This window comes from Marinobacterium sp. xm-g-59 (assembly GCF_013283315.1).
GTDB lineage: Bacteria > Pseudomonadota > Gammaproteobacteria > Pseudomonadales > Balneatricaceae > Marinobacterium_E.
The window spans coordinates 40,857-65,663 of record NZ_WBYR01000003.1; the positions used below are offsets into that span (position 1 = coordinate 40,857).

Sequence of the window (24,807 nt, forward strand, 5' to 3'; positions counted from 1 at the left end):
TTCAGATGCTATTCAGAGGGCGTTTAAGACGACCGCTTTCAAGAGCATTTATTGGGGATGATCCTAGCACTTTGCGGCCTTTGGAGCTATGCAGAACATTGACCCAATGCAACTGCCTGCTAATATGGTCGGAATTCAAAACGTTCGAGGCAGTCAATGTCAGAAGTAAACCCATCAACGCTCGCCACCAAAGTGGATCAATTGATCGAGTTGGTACAAAAGTTGGATGAGCAGAATCGTCACTTACAGACACAGAACCTGAAGTTGAAAGAGGAGCGTGCTCAGCTACTCAAAATACATGAGGGCACCCGTAGTCGTGTTGAATCGATGCTAAATCGCCTTCGTGTTTTGGAGAAAAGCTCATGAGTAACACACTGACCGTTGCCCTTCTTGATAAAGAGTACACACTTAGCTGCCCAGCCGGTGCTGAGGCAGGCCTTATTGCTGCAGCAGAAAACTTGGACGAGAAAATGCGTGAGATCTCTAGCAGTGGCAAACTACTGGGCATGGAACGTATCGCAGTGATGGCGGCTCTCAACCTGAGTTATGACAATTTGAACTCATCAAAAGCCGAAGCGAGCTCAAACGATGAATCCAAGCAGTTGATCGATAAGATCGACGCGACGCTTGCAAAATTTTCATAGTTTTTCCGGTCTTAAACCCTTTAATAGCGGCTTCATAGGGTTATAATTAACTCAACCCTGGGATGTTCGACAGTTGTTCAAGTCCCTCGAGCCGATAATCATTTTCCCGGATGCGGGGAATAGGTATTGTGAGCATGTCCGCGTGCGGAAAGCCTAATATATCTATACTCGTATCCACTCTGAACCTTCGGGTTCAGGGCCAAGAACACCACCGGCATCCTGGGGTCTTTTCTCTATGCTCAGTATCGAAGATAGAAAAACCATTCGTCTTGAGAAACGTCGAGCACGTCGTGCGCTCTCCAGTAAACAGCAGAAGCGTGCTGCACTCTCATTAGTTCACCAACTAAGAAAAGCCCCCTACTTTCATCGCGCTAAACGCATTGCCGTTTACCTAGCTAACGATGGTGAAATCGATCTTCAACCGCTCATCAAGTTGTGTTGGAAACTTAAGAAATCGGTCTACCTGCCGGTACTGCATCCGGTTCGACACAATCGACTCTGGTTTACTCAATATCAACCCAACACCTCAATGAACCAAAATCGCTACAAGATTTGGGAGCCAAAATTAAAGCGCTCACACTCTCCTGCCTGGGCAGTGGATCTAGTACTGATGCCGCTGGTTGCATTTGATCAGCAAGGTGGACGCATGGGCATGGGGGGCGGTTACTACGATCGAACCTTCGAATTCACACAGAAAAAAGGGTTCATGCACGGCCCTAAACTCATTGGCGTGGCACACGACCTGCAAAAGGTTGAGAAGCTACCGATACAACCTTGGGACGTTCCAATGCACGGCATTGCGACTGACAAGGGACGCTATATTGCTTAAAGAGTGAGATTAGATCGATTGGATCAACCCGGTCACTGCAACTCCGGTTACTAAGGTAACCGTGAGTAGCAGTAATAGGTCTGGAGATTGTTTCATTTTCATATTTTGAACTGAAACTAGGAGGCTTATTAAGTAAGACCTCAGCATCAGAAAAAAGTTCAAAATAAGTTCAAAAAAATTTCAAAATTAATATCAATTCACAAAATCAGGCTCGGCAAGGATAGCGCCACCGGCAATGTCAGCATCGATAACAGAGTCTGTGCAGAGAGAATATTTGCAACCAAAGGCGCATCTCCATTCAGCTGTTTTGCAAGAATATAGGCCGCTGAAGCCGTTGGTACCGACGCAAACACCATAAAAATCAGCAGCGACTCTGATGAGAGTTGAAGCATCGCACCAACCGCCACTGCCAGTAGAGGCATAACGATTAATCGAGCAGCAACGCCCATCATCAGCGGTAACCCTGAAGATCGCATCGCCTTTAAATTGATCCCCGCACCCACCGCCAACAGACCTAGCGGTAAGGCAACCTGAGCCAACAGTTCCAACACCGGTGTAACAAGAGAAGGTATGCCCAACTTAGAGAGGTTCAGCGCCAAACCCAGCAGACAGGCAAGAATCAGTGGATTGCTCAATATCTGTTTCAACACAGTTAAAACAGAGGGGCGTTTATCGCTGTAGAGGGCAAACACCAACACACAGAGTAGATTGAGCAGAGGGATCATGACGGAGGCGATGATCGCCGCAATCACTAACCCCTTACCGGGAATCAGGCTCGCAGCAATAGCCAGTGTGATGTAGGTGTTAAAACGCAGTCCGCCTTGGTAAACCGAAGTAAATGAAGCCGCACTGAATTTGAAAAGCCTCTGCAACGCGAGTAAGAACAGCGAGCCTAGCGCTAGAAGTAGTAGCACCGCTTCAATCAACACCAGAGATTCACTGCCATTAAAGTCAGCCGCGGCCAGCCGTGTCACTAACAGGGCTGGGAAGCAGAGGTAGTAGATGATCTTCTCTGCGCCGTTCCAAAAGTTGTGATCCACGAACTGGACTCGATTGATCAACACACCTAACAACAGAAGTGCGAAGACAGGCCAAAGGGCCGCAAAAATATCCATCAGTTATGCACTCTTGCCAAACAAAGTGCTAGTCTTTGAGACAAATCTAGTAACGATCATGCTTTAGAGCATCCTATCTGTGGAGCGACGACAATGAAATCTTTAGTGCTCAGCTTTATTGCTGATGATAAACCAGGATTGGTAAACCTTATCTCTGCAGCCATCTCAGAGCACCAAGGCAACTGGTCTGAATCCAGTCTATCGCAACTGGCGGGTAAATTCGCGGGCGTTGTAGTGGTTGATGTACCTACCGCAAACTTAGATGGTTTAACTCGCGCATTAGACGACCTAAAAGAGCAAGGCATTCGCGTCTCTTGTGAAGTCAGCAACAGTCAAGAGAGTGATACCGAGTATGAAACCGTGACGCTTGATCTGGTTGGACATGACAAACAGGGTATCGTTCGTGATATCTCCAATACCTTGTCGCTACTGGGCGTTAACCTCGCCAGTTTAGAAACCGAACTGACACCCGGCTCTATGTCATCTGAGCTTTTGTTTAAAGCCAAAGGTGAACTGCAAGTACCGAAAAGCGTTGATTTAGACAGCGTACAAGCAGCTCTTGAAGAGATCGCATCCGATCTGATGGTCGACATCACCTTTGCATAACGAGACCCTAAAACCAAAAAACTGCCCGTAGGCAGTTTTTTTGGTTTAGCAGCGCCGAATATTACTCAGCGCGTTTCGCCAACTCGTTTCGACCCGCCGCAACCGCCAAACGAACTTGGTTAGGTGCTGTACCACCAATATGGTCACGAGCGGCCACCGAGCCCTCAAGGGTTAACACTTCAAAGACATCTTCATGAATCTGATCTGAGAACTGACGTAGCTCTTCAAGAGTCATATCGGATAGATCTTTGCCTGTTTTAATACCATAAGCCACCGACAGCCCAACGATTTCATGGGCATCACGAAAGGCAACACCTGCACGCACTAGGTAGTCAGCCAAGTCCGTTGCGGTAGAGAAACCACGGCGAGCCGCTTCGCGCATCTCTTCAGGACGAGCCTCAATCGCAGGCACCATATCACCAAACGCGCGCAGACAGCCTTGAACCGTATCGACAGCATCAAACAAAGGCTCTTTATCCTCTTGGTTGTCTTTGTTGTACGCCAGCGGTTGTGACTTCATCAACGTCAGCAACGACATCAGATGTCCGTAAACACGGCCCGATTTACCACGTACCAGCTCAGGCACGTCTGGGTTCTTCTTCTGTGGCATGATTGAAGAGCCGGTGCAGAAGCGATCTGGAAGATTGATAAAGTTGAACTGTGCAGAGGTCCAAAGCACCAACTCTTCTGACATACGAGTCATGTGCATCAGCAACACGCTTGAAGCAGCACAGAATTCAATCGCGAAATCACGATCTGACACAGCATCTAATGAGTTGCGAGCTGGCATCGTAAAATCTAGAAGCTCTGCAGTGTAGTGACGATCGATTGGGTAGGTCGTACCGGCCAAAGCCGCGGCACCGAGTGGCATCACATTGACACGCTTACGACAATCCGCAAAACGCTCGTAATCACGACAAAGCATCTCGTACCAGGCCAACAGGTGGTGACCAAAGGTAACAGGTTGTGCCGTTTGCAGGTGAGTGAAGCCAGGCATGATTGTGTCAGCATTGCGCTCAGCCAGATCCAAAAGACCCGCTTGCAGACGCGTGATTTCAGACAGTATCTGGTCAATCTCATCACGCATGTAGAGGCGGATATCGGTCGCTACTTGGTCGTTACGCGAACGTCCGGTATGCAGCTTTTTACCGGTAATGCCAATCTTCTTAGTCAGTGCCGCTTCAATGTTCATGTGCACATCTTCCAGTGCAACAGACCATTCGAACTCACCACGTTCAATCTCAATGCGAATCTCACCCAGACCTTTAATGATTGCATCGCGCTCATCTTCAGTCAGAACACCCACTTTGGTCAGCATGCGTGCATGCGCAATAGAGCCCTGAATGTCTTGGCGATAGAGACGCTGATCAAAATCAACAGAGGCTGTGAATCGAGCCACAAACGCATCGGTTGCCTCACTAAAACGACCACCCCACTGCTGGTTCGTTTGATCACTCATCTCATTTACCTCTCTTGAAACTGTCTCGGTGGATGACACCGCATAAAATAGTGGCGCGATTATAGCACTCTCAGCCGATCTAATAACCCGTCCGGACGCTCAATTTAGTAGAGACATCTGATACACTTAGAAAATTCGAAAAAAAGATCTCTATTTGGAAGTTTCATGTCACGCACACTCCGCATTGCGACTCGCCAGAGCTTACTCGCTTTATGGCAAGCAGAATTCGTAAAAGCCCGTCTTGAAGAGCTACATTCCGATCTTAACGTTGAGCTAGTTACTATGGTGACCCGCGGCGATAAGATTTTGGATACCCCTCTCGCCAAAATCGGCGGCAAAGGCCTGTTCGTTAAAGAGTTAGAAGTCTCCATGCTGGAAGGACGCGCTGATATCGCCGTGCATTCAATGAAAGATGTACCGATGGAGTTTCCAGAGGGGCTAGGATTGTCTGTTATCTGTGAGCGAGAAACACCAACGGATGCGTTTGTCAGCAATACTTACAACCACTTTGATGAACTGCCGCAGGGGGCTGTGGTGGGTACCTCATCGCTTCGTCGCGAGGTGCAACTGCGTGAACGCCGTCCTGATTTAGAGATCAAAACCTTGCGTGGCAATGTTCAGACCCGCCTTGGAAAACTCGATGCCGGTGAATATGACGCCATTATCCTTGCATCAGCCGGACTGATTCGCCTTGAGCTGAAAGATCGCATTAAACATCAAATCGACTCTACCGAGAGTCTTCCCGCGGGTGGCCAAGGCGCAGTCGGTATCGAGTGTCGAATGGATGATCTAGAGACTCAGGCTCTGTTAGCACCACTGAACCACGACGAAACGGCGGCTCGTGTCATTGCCGAACGCGCTATGAACAAACGCCTAGAGGGCGGCTGTCAGGTTCCAATCGGTTGCTATGCCGAACTGGAAGGCGATCAACTCTGGTTACGCGGCCTAGTCGGTCGCCCTGATGGCACACTGGTATTGCGCGATGAGATTCGTGGTCACAAAGAGAGTGCCGAAGCCTTGGGGATTGAGTTGGCTGAAAAGCTCCTTGCAGCAGGTGCCGGTGAGATTCTAGAGCAGGTGTATGCCGAGCGCGGCTAAACCCAGCGTACTAACTACGCGCCCGGCAGCCATGCAGGGCGCGCTAACGTCTGCCCTGAAAAAGAGAGGCTTTACGCCTATCCCACTGCCTCTTCTCGAGATCATTCCTGAAGAGCTAGAGAACCCATCTACCCCTGGTCTGCAAAGCAAACTACTGGATCTCGACCTCTATCAACACGTCATCGTTGTCAGCCGTAATGCAGCCAGTATTGCCATTGATCTACTCGATCAACTCTGGCCTCAACTGCCTATTGGGGTGCAGTGGCACGCCATCGGCAAAGGGACGGCTGAAGAATTGGCCAGTTATGAGATTCATGCCAATACTAATGAAGGGCTCGATTCTGAAGCCCTTTTAACACTGCCTGCATTTGCACAACCCTCTGGAGAACGAATCCTAATATTCAAAGGCGTTGGCGGTAGAACACTCCTAGAAGAGACTCTAGTCGAGCGCGGTGCAAAAGTTGAAACCATCAGCCTATACCAACGCCAAATGCCCGAATACACTGACGCTGAACTTTCAGAATGTTTTAAACAGGCACCAGGCGCTATACTCATCAGTAGTGGCGAAGCGTTAGAGCATTTAGCGAAGCTTGCCGATGAGTGGGGCATGTTTGCCGATACACCCATTTTTGTTCCCAGTCAGCGTGTTGCCGATCTGGGAAATACCTTAGGTTTTACCGATATCACAGTCGCAGAAGGTGCTGATGACAGTGCCATGATCGCGGCCCTAGAGCAGCGATTTTAATAAAGGAATAGAGCGATGAGTCACTCCGATAAAGAGAATCAAACCGATCAAGTAGAAGATGCCGAGATTCTCGAAGCTGAAGTTGTCGAGTCAAAGGTAGAAGAGACCGTCAGCGAGCAGGCTGCAGATAGCTCCGAATTGAAAGAGGCCTCAGATGTAAAAGAGACCGGCCCAGCCAAAAAAAGCGCGTCAGCAATCTTAGCGACGATCATCAGCTTGGTTGCTCTAGGGGCGGTAGGTGCTGGCGGCTACCTTGCCCAGCAAAAACTCACCCAACTCGAAGAGCGCTTTAATCAGCGCAGTGCCGCTCAACAGCTGGAAGCCACTGCAGCGGTCAATGATGCCAATGCAGCAGTTGCCGAGTTGACTGAGAGCTTTCAACAGATCCAAGCGGAAAAAGTGGCACAAACGGCCGAAATAGCCACTCTACAAGAACGCCTAAGCGATGCCATCAAACAGGTTGAAGCCGGTCGTGAACGATCAGAAAGTGACTGGCGTTTGGCTGAGGCTGAGTATCTATTACGCTTAGCGAACCAACGCATCTTAATGGAGAACCGCGCCGAAGGTGCGCTGGCCCTCTTGCGCAGTACCGACACCATTCTTAAAGAGTTGGATGATGTCAGCCTCTACCCACTGCGCCAAAGCCTTGCCAGTGATATCTCTAAACTCGAATCAGTACCCAATTTGGACATAGAGGGCACCTACCTACGAGTTGCAGCACTGATTGAGCGTAGTAAAGACTTACCCACACTCACCTTAGAGCAACAGCGCCAGTTGCCTGAGCTGATCGACAACGTCATTTCTGAGCAGGTAGATGCCGAGACACAGCAGAACATCACCAATGGTTTTGCCAAAGCGATCAGCAAACTTGAGTCGCTGATCGTTATTCAACGACACGATCAGCCGGTAGAGCCGATCCTATCACCGGATCAAGGTCACTACCTTCGCCAAAATATCCAGATGTTGTTAGAACAGGCGCAACTGGCGCTATTACGTCAACAGCAGTCTATATTCACAACCAGCTTGTCACGCGCGCAGTCTCTGTTGATGCAGTACTTTGATAAGGATAACTACACAACCAGTGTTCTAATCCAATCCCTAGCGGAACTGACAACCTTGAATGTGTCGCCAACGATTCCGGACATCTCGGGATCATTGAAGGCTCTGCAGCAGCATCAAAAAGAGATGGCTAACCTGCGCAGGGAGGCACAGTAATGAGACGCTTTTTAATCCTACTCTCACTCCTACTATTAGTAGGTGCTTGGGTCGGGCAGGCCATGATGAAAGACAGTGGATATGTCTTGATTGCCTACCAACAGGTCTCCATTGAGACCAGTCTGTGGGTGCTTCTGATCGCGGTAGTTCTGCTGTTCACATTGACCCACTGGCTATTCAATCTATTCTCGAATTGGCGCTCACCTGCCGAGAAGCTTCGCCGTTGGAGCGAAGCGCGCGGTGATAGAAAAGCCGGCACAAAATCCAATCAAGCACTGGAAGCGGAACTGGATGGTGACCTATGGAAAGCTCGCCGCCTGTTTATCCAAGCTGCAGAACTCAGTCGAACTCCTGCCCTATTCTATTTAGAAGCGGCTCGATGCGCGGCAGAGCAAGGGGATGAAAAAGAGGCGCACCGCATTCTTATCAAAGCGGCTAAAGAGTCACCTGAGTCAGAGTTACGCCTTCAACTCGAGCAGGTACGTTTTGACGTTAAATCAGGTCACCATGAGAGGGCTGGCGAACTGCTCAGCAGACTTGCAAAAGAGCGCTCAAACTCAACCGCTGTAGATCGTGAAAAAGCGGCGTTGCTGAGTGCGAAACGCGATTGGAACGCGCTACTGCCAATGCTACCGAGCCTGCAAAAGCGCAAGGTTTTAAACAGCAGCGACATACAAACTTTAAGACGCACAGCCGCTCTCTCTAAATTGAACAATCTAGAAGAGACGTCTCGTACTGCGCTAGATCAGTGTTGGGAAGATCTGAGTTACGAAGCACAACAAGATCCAGAAGTTCGCCGCGCTTACATTGGCCAGCTAACCGCCCTAAACGAAACAGCAGATGCCTGCTCGCAGATCATTAAGTGGTTAGCTAAACACTGGGATAACGATCTAGCGGTTCGCTTCAGCGAACTGCCCTGTGATGATCCAGATTCCATGATCAAAACGGCTAAAGGCTGGTTAAAACAGCAGCCTGACAATGCGGCGGTAGAACTGGTTCTGGCACGTCTATCTCGTCGCGCTCAGTTATGGGGAGCCGCGTTAACGCACTACAGAAAATCACTCGAACTCAACCATCAGGCACAGACGTTGATCGAACTAACCGAGCTCTACCTACAGCTGGGTGAACAGCGCGAAGCGGCTCAACTGTTGAGTTCCAAGAACGCACCGCTTCAACTGCCAACTCCGTCGGAAGCGGATCGCACGACACGACACCATTTAACTCATTAAGGATTGCACCGTGGCTGAACGTTTTATTGAGCGCTTGATGTATTCAACTCGCTGGATTTTAGCGCCCATTTACTTAGGACTTAGCTTAGCCCTGGTCGCATTGGCCATTAAGTTTTTCCAAGAAGTGATACACGTCCTGACCGATGTGTCGGTTCTACCAGAGGCTGATCTCATTTTGATCATTCTCTCTCTTATTGATATCGCGTTAGTCTCGGGATTGATCGTCATGGTCATGTTTACAAGCTATGAAAACTTTGTCTCGCGCCTCGATATTCGTGAATCGACAGAAAAGCTCGAATGGCTTGGCACACTCGATACCAACTCTCTGAAGAACAAAGTCGCCGCCTCCATTGTTGCCATCTCTTCAATCCACTTACTTAAGGTCTTTATGAATGCGAGCAACATCGATAACGATAAACTGCTCTGGTACGTCGTCATTCATCTAACCTTTGTTATCTCAGCAGTGGCAATGGGCATGCTTGATAAGATCACCCGCAAAAGCCCTAAATGAGAGAGCTGATCGAGCAAAATTCGATCAGTAGTGATAGAATCCGCACAATTCAATTTGCTAGACCCCAACCACAGGAAAACCATGACCACACTGATTCTTGATGGCAGCGCCGTTGCTAAAAAAACCGAAGCTGAACTCGCTACACGCGTTGAAAACCTTAAAGCGAAAAGCGGCGGTCAAACGCCTGCATTAGCCACTATTTTGGTAGGCGCTGACCCAGCGTCAGCAACCTACGTGCGCATGAAGCAGAATGCCTGCAAACGTATCGGCATGGAATCAATCACGGTTGAGATGGGTGCAGAGACCACCACCGAAGAGCTGTTAGAGAAAATCCAAGAGCTGAACAGTAATCCAAACTGTCACGGCATCCTGCTTCAGCACCCAGTTCCAGAACAGATTGATGAGCGTGCCTGTTTCGATGCCATCGCTCTAGAAAAAGACGTAGACGGTGTCACCTGTCTTGGCTTCGGTCGCATGGCGATGCAGGAAGAGGCCTACGGCTCCGCAACTCCACAAGGCATTATGCGTCTTCTAGACGCTTATGACATTCCGCTTTCAGGTAAGAACGCTGTCGTAGTTGGTCGCAGCCCTATTCTAGGCAAGCCGATGGGCATGATGCTGTTAAACGCTGATGCGACTGTGACCATCTGTCACTCACGCACCCAAGGACTAGCCGACATTATCAAACAGGCTGATATCGTCGTGGGTGCGGTTGGCCGCCCAGAATTCATTAAAGCAGAGTGGATCAAAGATGGCGCCATCGTTGTCGATGCTGGCTACCACCCAGGCGGTGTGGGTGATATCGAACTTGCACCACTAGAGAGTCGTGTTGCTGCTTTGACTCCTGTCCCAGGCGGCGTTGGCCCTATGACCATCAACACTCTAATATTCCAGTGTGTCGCAGCCGGGGAAAAGAAGATATCTGGCTAAAGCTGAATGCTAACTGATTGCATTTAAAACCAACGAAGGAGAGCAGTAGCTCTCCTTTTTGTTTCTTATCGGCACAACGCAGACGGCTACTCACGACCCATTTGAGACACTCAAGTTAAATTTACACTCCACGTTTCAAAGGTCATTTCAGCATTATCGTGACATGTTTTCAGTGAATAAGATTTTGGTATAGGCAAACACAAAAATCAAAAAGCCTATACTCCAAAGTAGAGCTGATGACGCTATAACTATTGAATATTCCATGCCGAGTAATGACCCTGTGACGCGGTCAATCGCAGCAAAACTAAGGGCTAATAAGGAACAAGTAACCCAAACATTAGCCTTAATAAGTCGTCCAGTATGCCCTAATGAAACTCTCGATATCATCGATAAGATCATAAGTCCCATCCCGCCAACCGTGATCGAATGAAAACCAAATGAAACACTTGGTATCAAATTCATTTTCGCCAAGGCGAGTAGAATAAAACCTAGACTCATAGCTAAGTAACTAAGATGTAAGGACCATACTAGTGGGACCTGCAACGTCACCCATAGCCTCCATCGCAAAGCCCTAAATAGATTTGAAATCCCTGCCACGAATAGAACAGCAATGCTAAGAGTGATCGGTACAAAGTTTTGAGCCAAAGTTGTAATAAACACAATCACAATGCTTAGAATCGAAAGTTGCTCTAACCACCCAATCGAGTTAACCCGAGGTGTCTTTGTTCCGTTGGCTGTGAACATGGGAAAGACTCGCCCCCCCATTATGCTCATTACTAGCGCTGCAAGGATGACCATGGCGTGCGAAATAGTGGTGATATCAACGATAGACTCACTCGACAATGAAAAATGAAAGACAGCATTCATCATCGCCATCACAAGTAGGATAGGTACAAAAAAGAGATTCCTCCACATCTTGGCTTGCAGTATCGGGCGCGCTAAAAAGCCAGCACAGGCAGGCAAGAAGAGAAGATCTATAACGATTGTGTAATCACGAAAAAAGGCGGGTTGAAAGGCAAGTGTTATACGACCTAGAAGCCATGTCAGTACAAGAGCAGCTAACCACCATCCTTCAATGCATTTTCGCTTTGTCCAGGTTTGCACAGCAGTTAGGAGAAACCCAACCATGATTGCTGGAAAAAATCCGAATAGCATTTCATGAAGGTGCCACGCATAGGCACCGCCATAGAAATCAAACTTAATCAAACCGAGAAAACTAAGAGCCCATGCGGGTATGCTTAATGCACCAAACGCAGCACCAAGCAAGAAGAATGGCCTGAATGCTGCGTTTAGAAAAGCAGGGTGATGCCTCTTCGTATTGTTTTCTTCTGTAACGGATCCATCAATTTGTAATAGAGCCACAAATAGTCTCTTAGTTTGTCGGTGACTTAGATTTCAGGTCATTAACAATTGCATATAGTGAAGGAACAACAATCATGACCAATACTGTTGATGCTAGCAAACCAAACACAACAGAAATCACCAGTGGTTTAAGGGTTTGTGCTTGAGTCGATGTTTCCGTGAGTAATGGCGCCATTCCCATTATGGTCGTTGAAACTGAAACAAAAATAGGACGAAATCTTGAGCGAACGGCTTCGCTAGCAGCATCTATTACCGACTTGGTATCAGAAACTCTCTCTTTGATGACGCCTATTAACAGTATTGCATTGTTTACAACGATACCTGATAGCGATGCTGCCCCAACAAGTGATGGCATAGATATATTGTACCCCATCAAATAGTGACCCCATACAACGCCAAGAAATGCCATTGGGATAGTTAGGAGCACTATCAAGGGTTCAACATAGCTCCTAAATTGGAATGAAAGAATTAGATATACCCCTACTATTCCAATCAAGAACCCACGAAGAATAGAGGCAACAGTTTCAGCCGAATTCGCTGCTTGTCCAGCAACCTCAAAAGCAATACCTGAGTAATTTGCTTGGATATTTGGAAGCAAGGTTTTCTTGATGTCTGCAGTAATAGCATCAGCATTGGCTATTCGGCCATCCACATCCGCTTGAATTGTTACAGATCTTGCTCCATTTCGTTGTGTAACTGAACTCCACTCTCTAGTTTCATAAAGCTTTACAACATTAGGTAAGAGAACAGTTGAACCATCATTCAATAGTAGTTCAAACGCCAACAGATCGTCGATGTCTTGTGTGCTGTTATCTGCAAACTTCACTTCAATCGCGTATTGGAGTTCACCAACGCGAATATCATCAAGGGTTTCGCCAAGAAACGCTCCGCGCAACTGATTAGCAATAGCTAATGGCGTTAATCCTAATGCTTGTCCGTCAGAGGTTATCTGCATACCAAGTTGAGGCTTGCCAACATTTAAATCATGTTTGGCGTTTAATACACCTTGGTACTTTTCTACTTCACTTAATAGATCTTGCGAAGCCCTAGAAAGCAAATCTAAATCCTCATGGAATAATCTTAGCTCAACAGCTATGCCCTGTGGACCGATACCTGGCTCTGTAAGAATTAAAGATGTGATTCCTGGTAATACACCAATTTCACGCTTCCATATTTCTATGAGTTCATCGAGCGTTGTATCTCGGATCTCTGCAGATAAGAGATCCGCTGAAACCGTTGCCACATGACTTCCGCTCTCTCCGACAGATAGATTTTTTCCGAATCGAGTTATCACACGTTTAACAAGATCCTGCTGTTGCGGCTGTTTAGACTTTAGCTCGACATTCACACGCTCAAGGGCGTCTTCCACCTGGCGGACAGCTTCTTCTGTTCTAGCAAGCGATACACCCATGGGTAGCAAAATTCGTGCTTCAATTACATCACCATCAATTTCAGGCATTGCTTCACGCTTCACTACGCCTGAACCTAGGGCTCCAATAGTAAGGATCAATAATCCAACAGCGACTCCAACAACTAGCCAGCGATGATCAATAGCCCAGTCTGCTAGCCTGCCAACGCCCCGCTCTTTAAATGAATTAAAGATCTCTTCGAAGCGGACTTTGAATTTGTTGGGCGAATAATTCGATTTAGTTAGGCTTTGTTTTAGGTGGTGAGGAAGTATGAAAAAAGCCTCAACTAGGCTTGCTGTTAACGCAGCTAAAAGAACGACTGGAAGTACCTCAAGTACAGCGCCAAGCTCACCTGCTAAAAATGATAACGGCAAAAATACAGAAACAGTTGTAAGGAATGAAGAGACTACACCTGGAGCAACCGCTACAACGCCCTGAACTACTGAATTCAAAGTCACGTTACCATGAGAATGCACTGCTATGGAGTCGGATAATACAATCGAATCATCCATAACAATCCCTATAGCCATAAGTAACGCAACTACGGTGATCATATTTAAACTTTCACCAGTCAATGACATCCATGCAAAGGCGCCTAGAAACGCTACAGGCAATCCCATTGCTGCCCATGCTGCATAAGCTGGTCGGAAGAATAGGCTCATTACGAGTACAACAAGGACTAGACCAACGACGCCGTTTTGAACCAGCATTGTTAATCGATCTCGTATAATTGAAGTTACATCCTGAACGACTTCAAGGTGAATCGAGCCAATACCTCTGCTTTGCTCGGCTTTCACCGTATTTGTTAGGTCGTCGAGAGATCTTAAAGCGTCAGCATCCAGGGGTTTGTGTACTTCAAGTAGGATGACAGGAACGCCATCTAAATAGGCTGCGTTACTCGCTGGCTCATAATGCTCCTCTACGCTAGCGATATCACTCAGATTGATCACAGCACCATTGGTTAAGGTGATAATGGGTAGGTTGAATAGGGCATTCTTAGATAGCGCTTCGGAGTCAAATCTGATGTTGTATTCACCGCTTTCTCCTTCAAGAGTTCCAGCAGGAACATTAATGCTGTGTTGTTTAAGTGCATTGGCGATAGAGGAGGTTGTTAAACCGTACTCTTTCAAAACACGAGGATCAGCCTGTATTGACCAGGTTCTCTCCCCTACACCAGAACGAATGACTTTCGCTACAGTATCGAGTGAAGCTAACTTGTCTTGTAGAATCTTTGAGTAGTGATCAAGTTGTTCCAGTGGTAGCTCACCAGATACAGCGACAGAAGCCACAAGATCTGTGCGATGAAGTTCACGAATAATGGGAGCTTCCGCTAATAATGGAAATGAATCAATTGCCGAGATTTCAGTTCTTAGATTGCTGACAAATCTAACGGCATCCCCACTTGGCTGCATTGTCGCTACAGCGTGGGCTAAATTGTTTTGTGCTGTACAGACAAATTCACTCAGTGATTCAACCGATTGAACGGCATCCCATAGGGGTTCACATATTTTCTTTTCAACATCGGAAGGTGTTGCGCCACGATAAACAACAGATACTTCCGCTTCGACAGGGCGAAAGTCTGGAAAAGTCTCTCGTAGAAGGGTCGGTGCTGAAAACGTTCCAACTGCTATAAACACTAACAGCAGTAAATTAGCTGAAGTGGGATGGGATGCAAACCATCTGATCATTTCGCCACCTCAATCCCAGTAAACTTTTGTCCTGGTATTGCAGTTATCAGAGAGTCGAGTATCAATCTGTCGCCTGCCTTGAGCCCGCGAGTAATTTTCACTTGGTTCTCTTGCATGAGACCAAGCTGAACTTCTCGAAACTCAATTTCATTCTCTTTATTTAGCAAAAGAACCTGATCTTGGTGAACCGCAGATAATGGAATTGTAATGACGCTTGAGGGCTGAATCGTTTTAAAAACCAACTCAATTGGTTGATTTGGTAACAGTGGGAAATTCTGTGCAGTGGAATGGCTCGAATATGGATCATCCACCCTTACTACGATTTGAAGGGTTCTTGCTCGGTTATCCAGCTCAGTACGAACAGATATTATCTCTGCCTTCCAAGATTCGCTTACGCTCCCAACTGTTCGCACTTCGGCAGAAACCAATTGATTTAAGGTTTGAGTTACAAATTCATTATTCAGCGTGGAAGGTGGCGTATTGAGACCAATTAAATCTCTGAACTTATCGATGTTTGCTTGTGCAGTAACATTGGCTGATTTAACACCCACCCCTTCAATTAAAGGCTGCCCAACGTTAACAGCCTGATAGTCTTCAACAAGAAGCTTAGAGATCCTAAGTGGGTAAGGCGCGACAATATCTGTTCGAGCTAAATCCCTATGTGCACGGTCTAGTGAGATACTTAACGCTTGCTTTTGAGCTAGCAGCTTCTGCTTTTTAGGTTCTACAAGCAACAAGCCATTATTAATGTCTGTAACGATCTTCTCTGAAGTCAGAGTGGCTCTTTGGACATCATCTAATTGCTTACGTGTTGCGGATCCGCTGGCATATAGCTTTTGGATTCGATCTAGATCCGCTTTTGCATATGTAAGCTGTCGCTGCTCTAAATCTAAGATCCGTTGCGTGTTTTCTGCCTCGGCATTCAGAAGTGAAAGCTCGTACTCAATACCAGTCAACTCAGCACTAATTTGAGAAATAGCAAGCTCATAGTCCAAAGGATCTATCTTGAGAATGACATCACCAGCGTCAACCCAAAGCCCTTCAACGATTGAGTCATTTGATCGGTAAATTTCCCCTTTAACCTGTGCAACAGCCGACCATTTGTCGCTTGCCTCAATTGTTCCCGAAATCGACATCTCTGAGAATGCTTCCTCGGGCTGAACAACTAGGTATTTAACCGCTTTGATTTCTATTAACGATGCGCTCTTTTCTGGTGGTTTGACGCCGTTGAGTAGTAATGCAGTTCCAGCAATTCCCACAACAATAGGAATTCCAAACTTTAAGTAACGAGTCCACTGCATCTTGTTACTTCCTTGCAAGAAACATTCGATTCAATAAACCATCTTTCATTATGAAATGATGGTAAAGAGCAGCTAAAACATGCCCAAGAACTGTTATTAAAAGTAATACCTTAAAAAGGTTGTGTGCATTGGCCGCAGCGTCAATATTGAAGAACCATGCCATTCCACCGCTAAGTACCATCATCAGTAAAATTGCATAGAGAAGCTTATGCGCTATGTTTGATAATCTGTTGCCGAGTAAGTCTTTTGTTTCATGGGTGCTTATTGACCTCAAACGCAATCGTATGAGTACAATTGCTGCTATAAAGATACCGCCAGCTACGTGTGATAGCACTAGCGGATCAAATGAAACAGACTTGCCTGATTGGATGAGTTCCCAAGCGTTTACAATAGAGTCATGAAGCACGTATTGAGCTATAACAAGGGCTACTGTACTCCAATGGAGTACGATTTGAGTTTTGCTATACCAGCGTAATTGATCGGACATGGTTTTGGGTCCTTAAACTATTAATTAGATAGTTCTAATGTTATGTTAGTATTTAATTACTTACAAGAGAAAACGTTTTGCTAAAAAGAATGTCCGCATCAAAGCGCAAAGATGAACTTATCAATGCACTTCTAGAGTTGGCTTATGAAATAGGACCAGACCGCCTTACTACCAGTGATATCGCAGCGCGAATTGGAGTCACTCAGGGAACGGTTTTCCGCCATTTCAAAAATAAAGATGAGTTGTGGGTAGCAGCAATACGCAAAGTCACTGATGGACTGAAGAGCGCATGGGCTGAAAATTTACTCCTATCCAAGGAGGTGGATGCCAAACAGCGAGTTGCTCGATTAGTCCATTGCCAGCTTGAACTTATTCAAAATACACCAGCTTTGCCCTTGATTCTCTTTTCACGTGAGTTAAACACGGAGAATGAAGAGCTGCGAACGATTATCAGAGAAACACTGTTTGTGTTTGATAGCCATCTCTCCTCTCTGATTGAAGAGGCGCTCATTGGTCGTGACCAATCGGGAATTACAGTGCCTGATGTAGCCAAATATTTAACATCATTAATACAGGGGCAGGCTGTACGATGGGGATTGAGTGATAAGAGCTTCGATTTAGTAGCTAGTGGCAATCAATTATCCCTCAAATTGATTGATATCTTAATTAGCTAGCCCATCAACTGTGAGCGGCGGCTATGTGCCGTTATCGGACCCTCATTAATAGGCTCGAACCGTCAATACTAAGAGACAACCTTTTGCGCCAACTTAATAAAAAGCTCCCGTTCATCGTCGCTTAAATTGGCTACCACTTGATCCTGCAACGCCTTAACCACTGGGGTGATCTCCTCCAGAGCGTTGCGCCCTTCTTTGGTTAGCGTCACCAATTTAGCGCGTCGATCTTTGGGGTTTGATTTACGCTCTACCCAACCACGTTTTTCGAGTCGATCAATCACGCCTCCAATCGTCGCTTTGTCGTAGTGAATCGACTGCGCGATCTGTGACTGCTCCATCTCGCCATGCAACTCTATTGCCTGCATTGAGGCAAATTGCACCGACGTGACATCGGCACCGATACGCTTCATCTCATCTTGAAACACCTGATTCGACTGCTGACTTAAGCGACGTATCAGGTGACCAGGCATCTCGTAGTAGGACAACTCGTTCTCCAACACTTTTTACTGTTTGTTCCATCCTATTTGAAAAGAACTAGTTTGTATACTTACTAGTTTACAACCACATAAAACTTTGGTTACACTATGAGCACAAATAGTAAGCATACTTACTAACAAGGTTCTCTGAGCCGCACTAAGAGACAGAAGATAATAAGGAGTCTAGTGATGCAATATTACGAAGATGGTTTCCGTGGTGGTAACCCAGATCGCAAAAATGCTGCACCTAACCGTCGCGAATTCGCGCCTAATGCCATTCTTCCTGAAAAAGTCGATGTACTGATTGCAGGTACAGGCCCTGCAGGCCTCTGTCTGGCGGCTCAGCTCTCTCAGTTCCCCGAGATCAGCACGATGATCGTTGAACCAAGCCCAATGAATATCCAAAAAGGTAAAGCCGATGGTATCAACACGCGTACCATGGAGATGTTCCAAGCCTTTGGTTTTGCCGATGCCGTTAAGCGTGAAGCTTACTGGGTAAACCAGACCAACTTCTGGATGCCAGACCCAGAAAATCCAAAGAATATCCAACGCATTGGCCGTGTACAGGATGTTGCTGATGACTCATCTGAAATGCCTCACATCATTGTTAACCAGTCACGCATCCACCAGTGGTTCCTTGAGGTGATGGATAACTCACCGACGCGTATGCAACCAGATTACAACTGGTCGGTAGAGACGTTGGAAGTAAACCCATCTCTTGATGAATACCCAGTGACAGTGACTCTGGTGAACACCGGTGTAAACAAAGGCCAGAAGAAGATTGTTCGCGCTAACTACGTGGTCGGCTGTGACGGTGCACGATCTAACGTTCGTACCGCCATTGGTGGCGAGCTGCACGGCGATGCTGCTCACCAGGCTTGGGGTGTAATGGACATCCTAGCTAACACAGATTTCCCTGATGTTCGCCAGAAATGTTTGATCACCTCTGCCACTGAGGGCAACGTACTGATCCTTCCTCGTGAAGGTGGTTACATGTTCCGTATGTACGTGGAGCTGGAAAAACTAAAAGAAGATGAGCGCGTTGCCAACCGCAAGTTCACATCGGATGACACGATCGCAGCGGCTAACCGCATCATGCACCCATACAGCATCGATGTGAAAGAGGTTGTTTGGTGGTCTGTTTACGAGATTGGTCACCGCATGACGGACCGTTTCGATGATGTGACTGATGAAGAGCGTGCAACTCGCAACCCTCGCGTATTCACTGCGGGCGATGCCTGTCACACGCACAGCCCGAAAGCGGGTCAGGGTATGAACGTATCAATGCAAGATACCTTCAACCTAGGCTGGAAGTTAGTCCACGTACTGACTGGTCAATCAGACGCATCTCTACTACACACTTACTCTAAAGAGCGTTGGACAGAAGCGAAACGTCTTGTTGAGACCGACCACGAGTGGGCGCGCATCATGTCGGCACCTCCTGGTACGTCTGAACTGGATAAAGGCGATGAGCCTCGTTTCGTTCGTGCCTTCAAAGAGAATCTGGAGTTCACCGGCGGTCTGGCCGTTAAATATGATGAATCAATTCTAACCGGTGCACAAACTTACCAAGCACTAGCAACAGGAGAAGAGATTGGACGTCGTTTCCACTCAGCGCCGGTTCTACGCCTATCAGATGCTAAGCACATGCAACTTGGTCACGCAGCTCAGGCCGATGCTCGTTGGAGAATCTACGCATTTGCAGGCAAAAACGACACCAGCTCAAGCTCTGCCATTCATACGCTAGCGGACTGGTTAGAGAACGACAGCAACTCACCGGTTGTTAAGTACACCAAGTCAGGTGCTGACATCGATTCAGTCATTGATGTTCGCGCTGTATTCCAGCAGACATTCTACGACTTGGATTACGATAAAATGCCTTCTCTACTGATTCCTAAGAAGGGCAAGCTGGGTATCCAGGATCATGAGAAAGTCTTCTGTGTTGATCATAAAGGTAATGGCGACATCTTCGATATGCGCGGTATCGATCGTGAGCAAGGCTGTATGATCGTCGTTCGTCCAGACCAGTACATCGCACACGTACTGCCACTATCGGCAACCGACGAATTGGCCGACTTCTTCTCCAACATCTTTGTTGAGCAGAACTAAGTTCAGATCCAAGGATCAAAGGCACCTCAGGGTGCCTTTTTTATTGCGCACATCAACGGTTTCGCGAAGTGAATTCCGCTGTTTTTCCGCTTGAGTGAATGAACGCCTTAACTTAAGGTTCTTATAGTGTCTTAACCCTAGGTAACCTCATGTCTAAACTGCTATGGCAGCCAAGTAATCAACGCATTGCAGCTGCACGCTTAACCGAATTCCAAAACCGCGTGAACGACCAGTGCTCACTGGCACTGTCGACTTATGATGATCTGTGGCAGTGGAGTATCGATCAGCCCGATCAGTTTTGGGGTTCGGTGTGCCAGTTTCTCGATATTGAGTTCAGTCAGCCAGCACAAGAGGTTCTACAAACCGGGATTGGAATTCGTGACGCCCGTTGGTTTGAAGGGGCCAAGCTCAACTTTGCCAAGCATCTATTAAAACGTCGCGATGACAGCATTGCGATCATTTTTCGGGGTGAGAATGGCAAACGCAGAACGCTGACCTATGCAGAGCTCTTTCAGCAGGTTGCATCGGTACAGGGCTACCTGAAAAAGATGAATATCGGCGCCGGCGATCGTGTTGCAGGTTACCTACCCAATGCGCCAGAGGCGATCATTGCGATGTTGGCCACCACAGCACTGGGAGCGGTTTGGACATCCTGCTCACCTGACTTTGGTGTCAATGGCGTCGTCGACCGGTTTGGGCAAGTTGAACCGAAACTGATCTTTACGATAGATGGCTACCACTACGCAGGCAAACAGATTAACAACCTCGACAAACTACCGGAGATCGTTGATCGCATTCCCAGTGTAGAAGGGGTCGTGGTCTACCCGTTTCTGAATGATTCACCCGATCTAACGGGGATCAAGGGAGCACAGCCTTGGTCAGAGGCACTGGACGACCAAGCCGGCGACATCGATTTTGTTGAACTCCCTTTTGATCACCCGCTCTACATCCTCTACTCATCGGGCACGACAGGAGTTCCTAAATGCATCGTGCATGGCGCTGGCGGAACACTGCTCCAGCACATGAAAGAGCTAGCCCTACATACAGACTTAGGCCCTGACAGCCGGTTAATGTACTTCACAACCTGCGGTTGGATGATGTGGAACTGGATGGCATCTGGTTTAGCAGTTGGTGCTTCACTCGTTCTGTTTGATGGCTCCCCTTTCCACCCGACTGCCTCGGCACTGTGGGACATCGTGGAGCAAGAGGAGATCACTGCCTTCGGCACCAGCGCCAAGTACATAGCCGCGATTCAGAATGCCGGTTACTTACCCAATCAGCACCACAGCTTTGCTCAGCTTAGATCGATACTCTCGACCGGATCGCCACTCTCACCGGAAAGTTTCGAGTTTATCTATGACTCAGTTAAACAAGACCTTCATCTGGCCTCTATCTCAGGCGGAACCGACATCGTCTCATGCTTTGCGTTGGGTGTGCCGACCCTCCCCGTCTACTCAGGCGAGTTACAGGCCAGAGGCTTAGGTATGGCCGTTGATATTTATGACGATGAAGGCAACTCTTTGCTCGAGGAGAAGGGTGAATTGGTGTGTACAGCCCCCTTCCCTAGCCGCCCCATCGGTTTTTGGAATGATCCGCAGGGTGAACGTTACAAAGCAGCCTACTTTGAACGCTTCGATAACATCTGGGCGCACGGTGATTACGCTGAACTGACAAAACGAAAGGGCGTGATCATCCACGGTCGCTCTGACGCGGTATTGAATCCAGGCGGTGTCCGAATCGGTACAGCCGAGATCTACCGTCAAGTCGAAAAGGTCGCGGGAATCACCGATAGCATCTGCGTCGGGTTACCCAAAGAGGATGATGTCGTGGTAGCGCTCTATGTCGTGCTCGCAGACGGCCTGGAACTCACCGACGACCTAGTGGCCGAGATAAAACGCACCATCCGCAACAACACCACGCCGAGACATGTACCCGGTATCATCAAAGCGGTTACGGACATCCCGAGAACCAAAAGCGGAAAAATCGTTGAGCTAGCAGTACGCAACGTGCTGGTTGGCGAGCCGGTTAAAAATAGAGAGTCACTGGCTAATCCAGAGGCGTTAGAGCTGTTTGAAGGGTTAGGAGTTTAGGAATTAAAACGACCCAAACTAATTAATTTTTAAACTTAGCAATCGCTGCAAACTGACCTTGTGTGACTCTCAACAGGTCAGTTGGTGCCAACTCAATCTCAAGTCCACGTCTGCCAGCGCTGACATACAAAGTCTTCAAAGACTCGGCACTCTGATCAATTAAGGTAGCAAAAACTCGCTTCTGCCCCAGTGGACTGATCCCTCCAACCAAGTAGCCGGTTAAGCGCTGAGCAACCTGAGGATCCGCCATCGATACTTTTTTCTGTTTTAGCGCTTTGGCTGCGGCTTTGAGATCCAACGTTGCTGCTACTGGTATGACTGCGACCGCTAGCGCATTTGGGCCTCGGTCAGTCTCAAGCATCAAAGTTTTAAAAACCTGACCTGGGTCGAGGGCTAACTTATCTGCAGCTTCGAGGCCGTAAGCGGCCCCGGGTGCATGTTCATACTGATGCGTATTGAAGGATATTTTTGCCTTTTTGGCAGCATCAATAGCAGGGGTCATAGGTGAATTTAATGATTAAGGACGCGGAGCGTAGGCAAACACGTCAGATTTCATCTGACTCTGAGTAAAGCCCTGCTCTTCTAAAGCATCCAACAGTGCATACACCATTGCCGGCGATCCGCATGCGAACACCTCTGCTTTTGTCAGGTCGTCAACATCTTCCACAATGGCCGCTGGTAGTAAGCCCGTACGTCCACTCCAACCCGGGCTCTTATCTGGTTCACTAACGACAGGAATAAAGTGAATGTTGGCGTGGTGCTCTGCCCAGCTCTTCGGCAACGCTTCGAGATACATATCCTCTTCAACCCGCGCGCCCCAATAGACATGGATCGGATTTTTGCGCGCACTGGCGATCAGGTGCTCAACAATACTTTTCACCTGTGAAAAACCGGTACTGGCGGCAGCAAAGATGATGGGCTGATCGTCATTGAGCTCATCTAGATTGATGGTGCAGTCGCCCATCGCCAACTCCACTTCAACGCTCGGTTGATGCAGCAGGTGTTGGACAATCGAGTCGTTGAACTCACTGTCAGGCATGTGGCGAATGTGAAGTTCTAATTCACGACCTGCCTCGGGTGCCGAGGCAATAGAGAATGAAGCTTTTTTCCCGTCTGGCAGGCAGATATCTAGATACTGTCCCGCTTTAAATTCAGCGCCCGCTTGCTCAGACTCAGGAAGCAAAAGGCGGATACGGTAAACATCCCTATTTAACAGATCAGCCGATAAAATCGTCGTAACTTTCCTTGCCACGTTCACTCTCCAAATAACAGTCCACGCGATGCGTGAATTAACAATTTACTCTAGTCAGGTAACTAAATAGTGGGGACTTAGTCGTCGATTCCAAGATCAGCCCAGATATCATCTACTCGACGTTTCACCGACTCATCCATGGTAATGGGCTCTCCCCATTCACGATCCGTTTCGCCCTGCCACTTATTGGTCGCATCCAATCCCATTTTGGAACCCAACCCAGACACAGGGGATGCAAAGTCCAAATAGTCGATCGGGGTATTCTCAATCATCACCGTATCCCGAGCCGGATCCATACGCGTAGTAATGGCCCAGATGACATCCTGCCAGTCACGAGTGTTCACGTCTTCATCCACAACGACAACAAATTTGGTGTACATGAATTGACGCAAGAAGGACCATACACCCAGCATCACACGCTTAGCATGACCCGGGTACTGCTTCTTCATACTGACGACCGCCATGCGGTAAGAGCATCCTTCTGGTGGCAAGTAAAAATCGACAATTTCTGGGAACTGCTTCTGCAGAATCGGTACAAACACCTCGTTCAATGCAACGCCCAGAACGGCAGGCTCATCCGGTGGACGGCCCGTGTAAGTACTGTGATAGATCGCATCAGCACGTTTCGTGATGCGTTCCACCGTAAAGACGGGAAAACTGTCGACCTCGTTGTAGTAGCCGGTGTGGTCACCAAACGGACCTTCGTCCGCCATTTCGTCAGGGTAGATGTAACCCTCTAATACGATTTCTGCACTAGCAGGCACTTGCAGGTCGCTACCAATACAGGACGTCACTTCCGTTTTCCCACCCCGTAACAGTCCAGCAAAAGCGTACTCGGACAGAGTATCGGGAACCGGTGTCACAGCGCCCAGAATGGTCGCCGGATCCGCACCCAAAGCCACCGCAACCGGGAACGGCTCGCCTGGATGCTGTTGCTTCCACTCAAGAAAATCCAACGCACCACCGCGATGCGACAGCCAGCGCATGATCAGTTTGTTCTTAGCAATTTTCTGCTGACGGTAGATACCTAGGTTTTGACGCTTTTTGTTTGGGCCGCGAGTAATGACCAATGGCCAGGTCACCAAAGGACCAGCATCACCTGGCCAGCAGGTTTGAATCGGAATCAGATCCAGATCGACGTCATCACCCTCAAGCACAACTTCCTGACAGGGTGCCTTTTTAACCACCTTGGGCCCCATGTTCAGCACTTGTTTGTAGAGCGGAATTTTGTCCAGTGCATCTTTAAAGCCCTTAGGTGGTTCAGGCTCTTTAAGTTGCGCCAGCAATTTACCGACACCGCGCAGTGCCGAAACGGACTCTTCCCCCATGCCCAGTGCAACGCGATCAGGTGTACCAAACAGGTTGCCTAATACCGGCATGTCATAACCAACCGGGTTTTCAAACAGCAGTGCTGGACCACCGGCTTTTAACGTGCGGTCACAGATTTCTGTCATCTCTAAATTGGGGTCGACAGGATGCGTTATTCGCTTAAGCTCACCACGAGCTTCCAGCTGGCTAATAAAATCACGCAGATCTCTGTACTTAGGTGTCGCCATACAATCCTCGGCAAAAACAAAA

23 protein-coding genes and 1 other RNA gene are annotated in these 24,807 nt (G+C 47.9%); 14 read left to right on the top strand and 10 right to left on the bottom strand.

Annotated features, from left to right (window positions below):
* Window positions 1-156 precede the first annotated feature (156 nt).
* The 4 genes from XMG59_RS04580 (at window position 157) to XMG59_RS04595 (ending at window position 1,473) form a co-directional block, all read left to right on the top strand.
* Window positions 157-366 (top strand): TIGR02449 family protein, encoded by a 210-nt coding sequence (locus tag XMG59_RS04580; RefSeq protein ID WP_173482543.1) that lies wholly within the window; start codon window positions 157-159, stop codon window positions 364-366.
* The gene (locus tag XMG59_RS04585; RefSeq protein WP_173482544.1) at window positions 363-644 is read left to right on the top strand and encodes a cell division protein ZapA; all 282 of its coding nucleotides are present in this window, start codon (window positions 363-365) and stop codon (window positions 642-644) included. Before XMG59_RS04580 ends, XMG59_RS04585 begins: the two co-directional genes overlap by 4 nt.
* Before the next feature lie 51 nt (window positions 645-695).
* A non-coding RNA gene (ssrS, locus tag XMG59_RS04590) (6S RNA) lies at window positions 696-874 on the top strand.
* 5 nt (window positions 875-879) lie between these two features.
* A complete protein-coding gene (locus tag XMG59_RS04595) occupies window positions 880-1,473 on the top strand; it encodes a 5-formyltetrahydrofolate cyclo-ligase (protein ID WP_173482545.1) in 594 nt (197 codons plus the stop codon).
* A gap of 197 nt (window positions 1,474-1,670) precedes the next feature.
* Here the strand turns inward: XMG59_RS04595 and XMG59_RS04600 are convergent, their stop codons facing one another.
* On the bottom strand, window positions 1,671-2,588 hold the full coding sequence (locus XMG59_RS04600; RefSeq protein ID WP_173498295.1) for an AEC family transporter: 918 nt from the start codon (window positions 2,586-2,588) through the stop codon (window positions 1,671-1,673).
* Between the two features lie 93 nt (window positions 2,589-2,681).
* Between XMG59_RS04600 and XMG59_RS04605 the strand changes: the two genes are divergently transcribed.
* Window positions 2,682-3,194 carry a glycine cleavage system protein R gene (locus XMG59_RS04605; RefSeq protein WP_173484091.1) on the top strand — a complete coding sequence of 171 codons (513 nt, stop codon included), beginning with the start codon at window positions 2,682-2,684 and terminating at the stop codon, window positions 3,192-3,194.
* Window positions 3,195-3,255: 61 nt separating this feature from the next.
* On the opposite strand, the gene argH is transcribed toward XMG59_RS04605, so the two are convergent.
* The gene (gene argH, locus XMG59_RS04610) at window positions 3,256-4,653 is read right to left on the bottom strand and encodes an argininosuccinate lyase (RefSeq protein ID WP_173498296.1); all 1,398 of its coding nucleotides are present in this window, start codon (window positions 4,651-4,653) and stop codon (window positions 3,256-3,258) included.
* A gap of 165 nt (window positions 4,654-4,818) precedes the next feature.
* Here argH and hemC point away from each other — a divergent pair, with 165 nt between their 5' ends.
* The 6 genes from hemC to folD all read left to right on the top strand — a co-directional run bounded on the left by hemC (window position 4,819) and on the right by folD (window position 10,381).
* Window positions 4,819-5,751: a hydroxymethylbilane synthase gene (gene hemC, locus XMG59_RS04615; protein ID WP_173481768.1), complete on the top strand. Its 933-nt coding sequence runs from the start codon at window positions 4,819-4,821 to the stop codon at window positions 5,749-5,751.
* The gene (locus tag XMG59_RS04620; protein WP_173498297.1) at window positions 5,735-6,496 is read left to right on the top strand and encodes a uroporphyrinogen-III synthase; all 762 of its coding nucleotides are present in this window, start codon (window positions 5,735-5,737) and stop codon (window positions 6,494-6,496) included. Before hemC ends, XMG59_RS04620 begins: the two co-directional genes overlap by 17 nt.
* Window positions 6,497-6,511: 15 nt before the next feature.
* Entirely contained in the window at window positions 6,512-7,711 is a 1,200-nt protein-coding gene (locus tag XMG59_RS04625) for a uroporphyrinogen-III C-methyltransferase (protein ID WP_173498298.1), read from the top strand.
* A complete protein-coding gene (locus tag XMG59_RS04630) occupies window positions 7,711-8,940 on the top strand; it encodes a heme biosynthesis HemY N-terminal domain-containing protein (RefSeq protein ID WP_173481765.1) in 1,230 nt (409 codons plus the stop codon). Before XMG59_RS04625 ends, XMG59_RS04630 begins: the two co-directional genes overlap by 1 nt.
* 10 nt (window positions 8,941-8,950) lie before the next feature.
* Window positions 8,951-9,451, top strand: coding sequence for a TIGR00645 family protein (locus XMG59_RS04635; protein ID WP_173484095.1), 501 nt, complete (start codon window positions 8,951-8,953; stop codon window positions 9,449-9,451).
* A gap of 81 nt (window positions 9,452-9,532) precedes the next feature.
* Window positions 9,533-10,381 carry a bifunctional methylenetetrahydrofolate dehydrogenase/methenyltetrahydrofolate cyclohydrolase FolD gene (folD, locus tag XMG59_RS04640; protein WP_173481763.1) on the top strand — a complete coding sequence of 283 codons (849 nt, stop codon included), beginning with the start codon at window positions 9,533-9,535 and terminating at the stop codon, window positions 10,379-10,381.
* A 153-nt stretch (window positions 10,382-10,534) separates the two neighbouring features.
* Here the strand turns inward: folD and XMG59_RS04645 are convergent, their stop codons facing one another.
* Genes XMG59_RS04645 through XMG59_RS04660 form a run of 4 tightly spaced genes read right to left on the bottom strand, consistent with a single transcriptional unit; the run spans window position 10,535 to window position 16,628 of the window.
* Window positions 10,535-11,743 (bottom strand): NnrS family protein, encoded by a 1,209-nt coding sequence (locus XMG59_RS04645; RefSeq protein WP_217363688.1) that lies wholly within the window; start codon window positions 11,741-11,743, stop codon window positions 10,535-10,537.
* Between the two features lie 10 nt (window positions 11,744-11,753).
* Window positions 11,754-14,840 carry an efflux RND transporter permease subunit gene (locus tag XMG59_RS04650; protein WP_173498299.1) on the bottom strand — a complete coding sequence of 1,029 codons (3,087 nt, stop codon included), beginning with the start codon at window positions 14,838-14,840 and terminating at the stop codon, window positions 11,754-11,756.
* Window positions 14,837-16,141 (bottom strand): efflux RND transporter periplasmic adaptor subunit, encoded by a 1,305-nt coding sequence (locus XMG59_RS04655; RefSeq protein WP_173498300.1) that lies wholly within the window; start codon window positions 16,139-16,141, stop codon window positions 14,837-14,839. Before XMG59_RS04655 ends, XMG59_RS04650 begins: the two co-directional genes overlap by 4 nt.
* A 4-nt stretch (window positions 16,142-16,145) precedes the next feature.
* On the bottom strand, window positions 16,146-16,628 hold the full coding sequence (locus XMG59_RS04660) for a cytochrome b (protein WP_173498301.1): 483 nt from the start codon (window positions 16,626-16,628) through the stop codon (window positions 16,146-16,148).
* Window positions 16,629-16,717: 89 nt separating this feature from the next.
* On the opposite strand from XMG59_RS04660, the gene XMG59_RS04665 reads away from it, so the two are divergent.
* The gene (locus XMG59_RS04665; protein ID WP_173498302.1) at window positions 16,718-17,302 is read left to right on the top strand and encodes a TetR/AcrR family transcriptional regulator; all 585 of its coding nucleotides are present in this window, start codon (window positions 16,718-16,720) and stop codon (window positions 17,300-17,302) included.
* Window positions 17,303-17,370: 68 nt separating this feature from the next.
* Here the strand turns inward: XMG59_RS04665 and XMG59_RS04670 are convergent, their stop codons facing one another.
* Window positions 17,371-17,787: a MarR family winged helix-turn-helix transcriptional regulator gene (locus XMG59_RS04670; RefSeq protein ID WP_217363689.1), complete on the bottom strand. Its 417-nt coding sequence runs from the start codon at window positions 17,785-17,787 to the stop codon at window positions 17,371-17,373.
* 180 nt (window positions 17,788-17,967) lie between these two features.
* On the opposite strand from XMG59_RS04670, the gene XMG59_RS04675 reads away from it, so the two are divergent.
* Together XMG59_RS04675 and XMG59_RS04680 are read left to right on the top strand one after the other, a co-directional pair.
* Window positions 17,968-19,887 carry an FAD-dependent monooxygenase gene (locus XMG59_RS04675; protein WP_173498303.1) on the top strand — a complete coding sequence of 640 codons (1,920 nt, stop codon included), beginning with the start codon at window positions 17,968-17,970 and terminating at the stop codon, window positions 19,885-19,887.
* A 149-nt stretch (window positions 19,888-20,036) separates the two neighbouring features.
* Window positions 20,037-21,977, top strand: coding sequence for an acetoacetate--CoA ligase (locus tag XMG59_RS04680; protein WP_173482555.1), 1,941 nt, complete (start codon window positions 20,037-20,039; stop codon window positions 21,975-21,977).
* 22 nt (window positions 21,978-21,999) lie between these two features.
* Here XMG59_RS04680 and ybaK read toward each other — a convergent pair whose 3' ends face one another.
* The 3 genes from ybaK to ubiD form a co-directional block, all read right to left on the bottom strand.
* Window positions 22,000-22,479: a Cys-tRNA(Pro) deacylase gene (gene ybaK / locus XMG59_RS04685; RefSeq protein WP_173481756.1), complete on the bottom strand. Its 480-nt coding sequence runs from the start codon at window positions 22,477-22,479 to the stop codon at window positions 22,000-22,002.
* 15 nt (window positions 22,480-22,494) lie between these two features.
* Entirely contained in the window at window positions 22,495-23,229 is a 735-nt protein-coding gene (locus XMG59_RS04690) for an NAD(P)H-flavin reductase (protein WP_371739863.1), read from the bottom strand.
* Between the two features lie 77 nt (window positions 23,230-23,306).
* Window positions 23,307-24,785, bottom strand: coding sequence for a 4-hydroxy-3-polyprenylbenzoate decarboxylase (ubiD, locus tag XMG59_RS04695; protein WP_173488796.1), 1,479 nt, complete (start codon window positions 24,783-24,785; stop codon window positions 23,307-23,309).
* Between the last annotated feature and the right edge of the window lie 22 nt (window positions 24,786-24,807).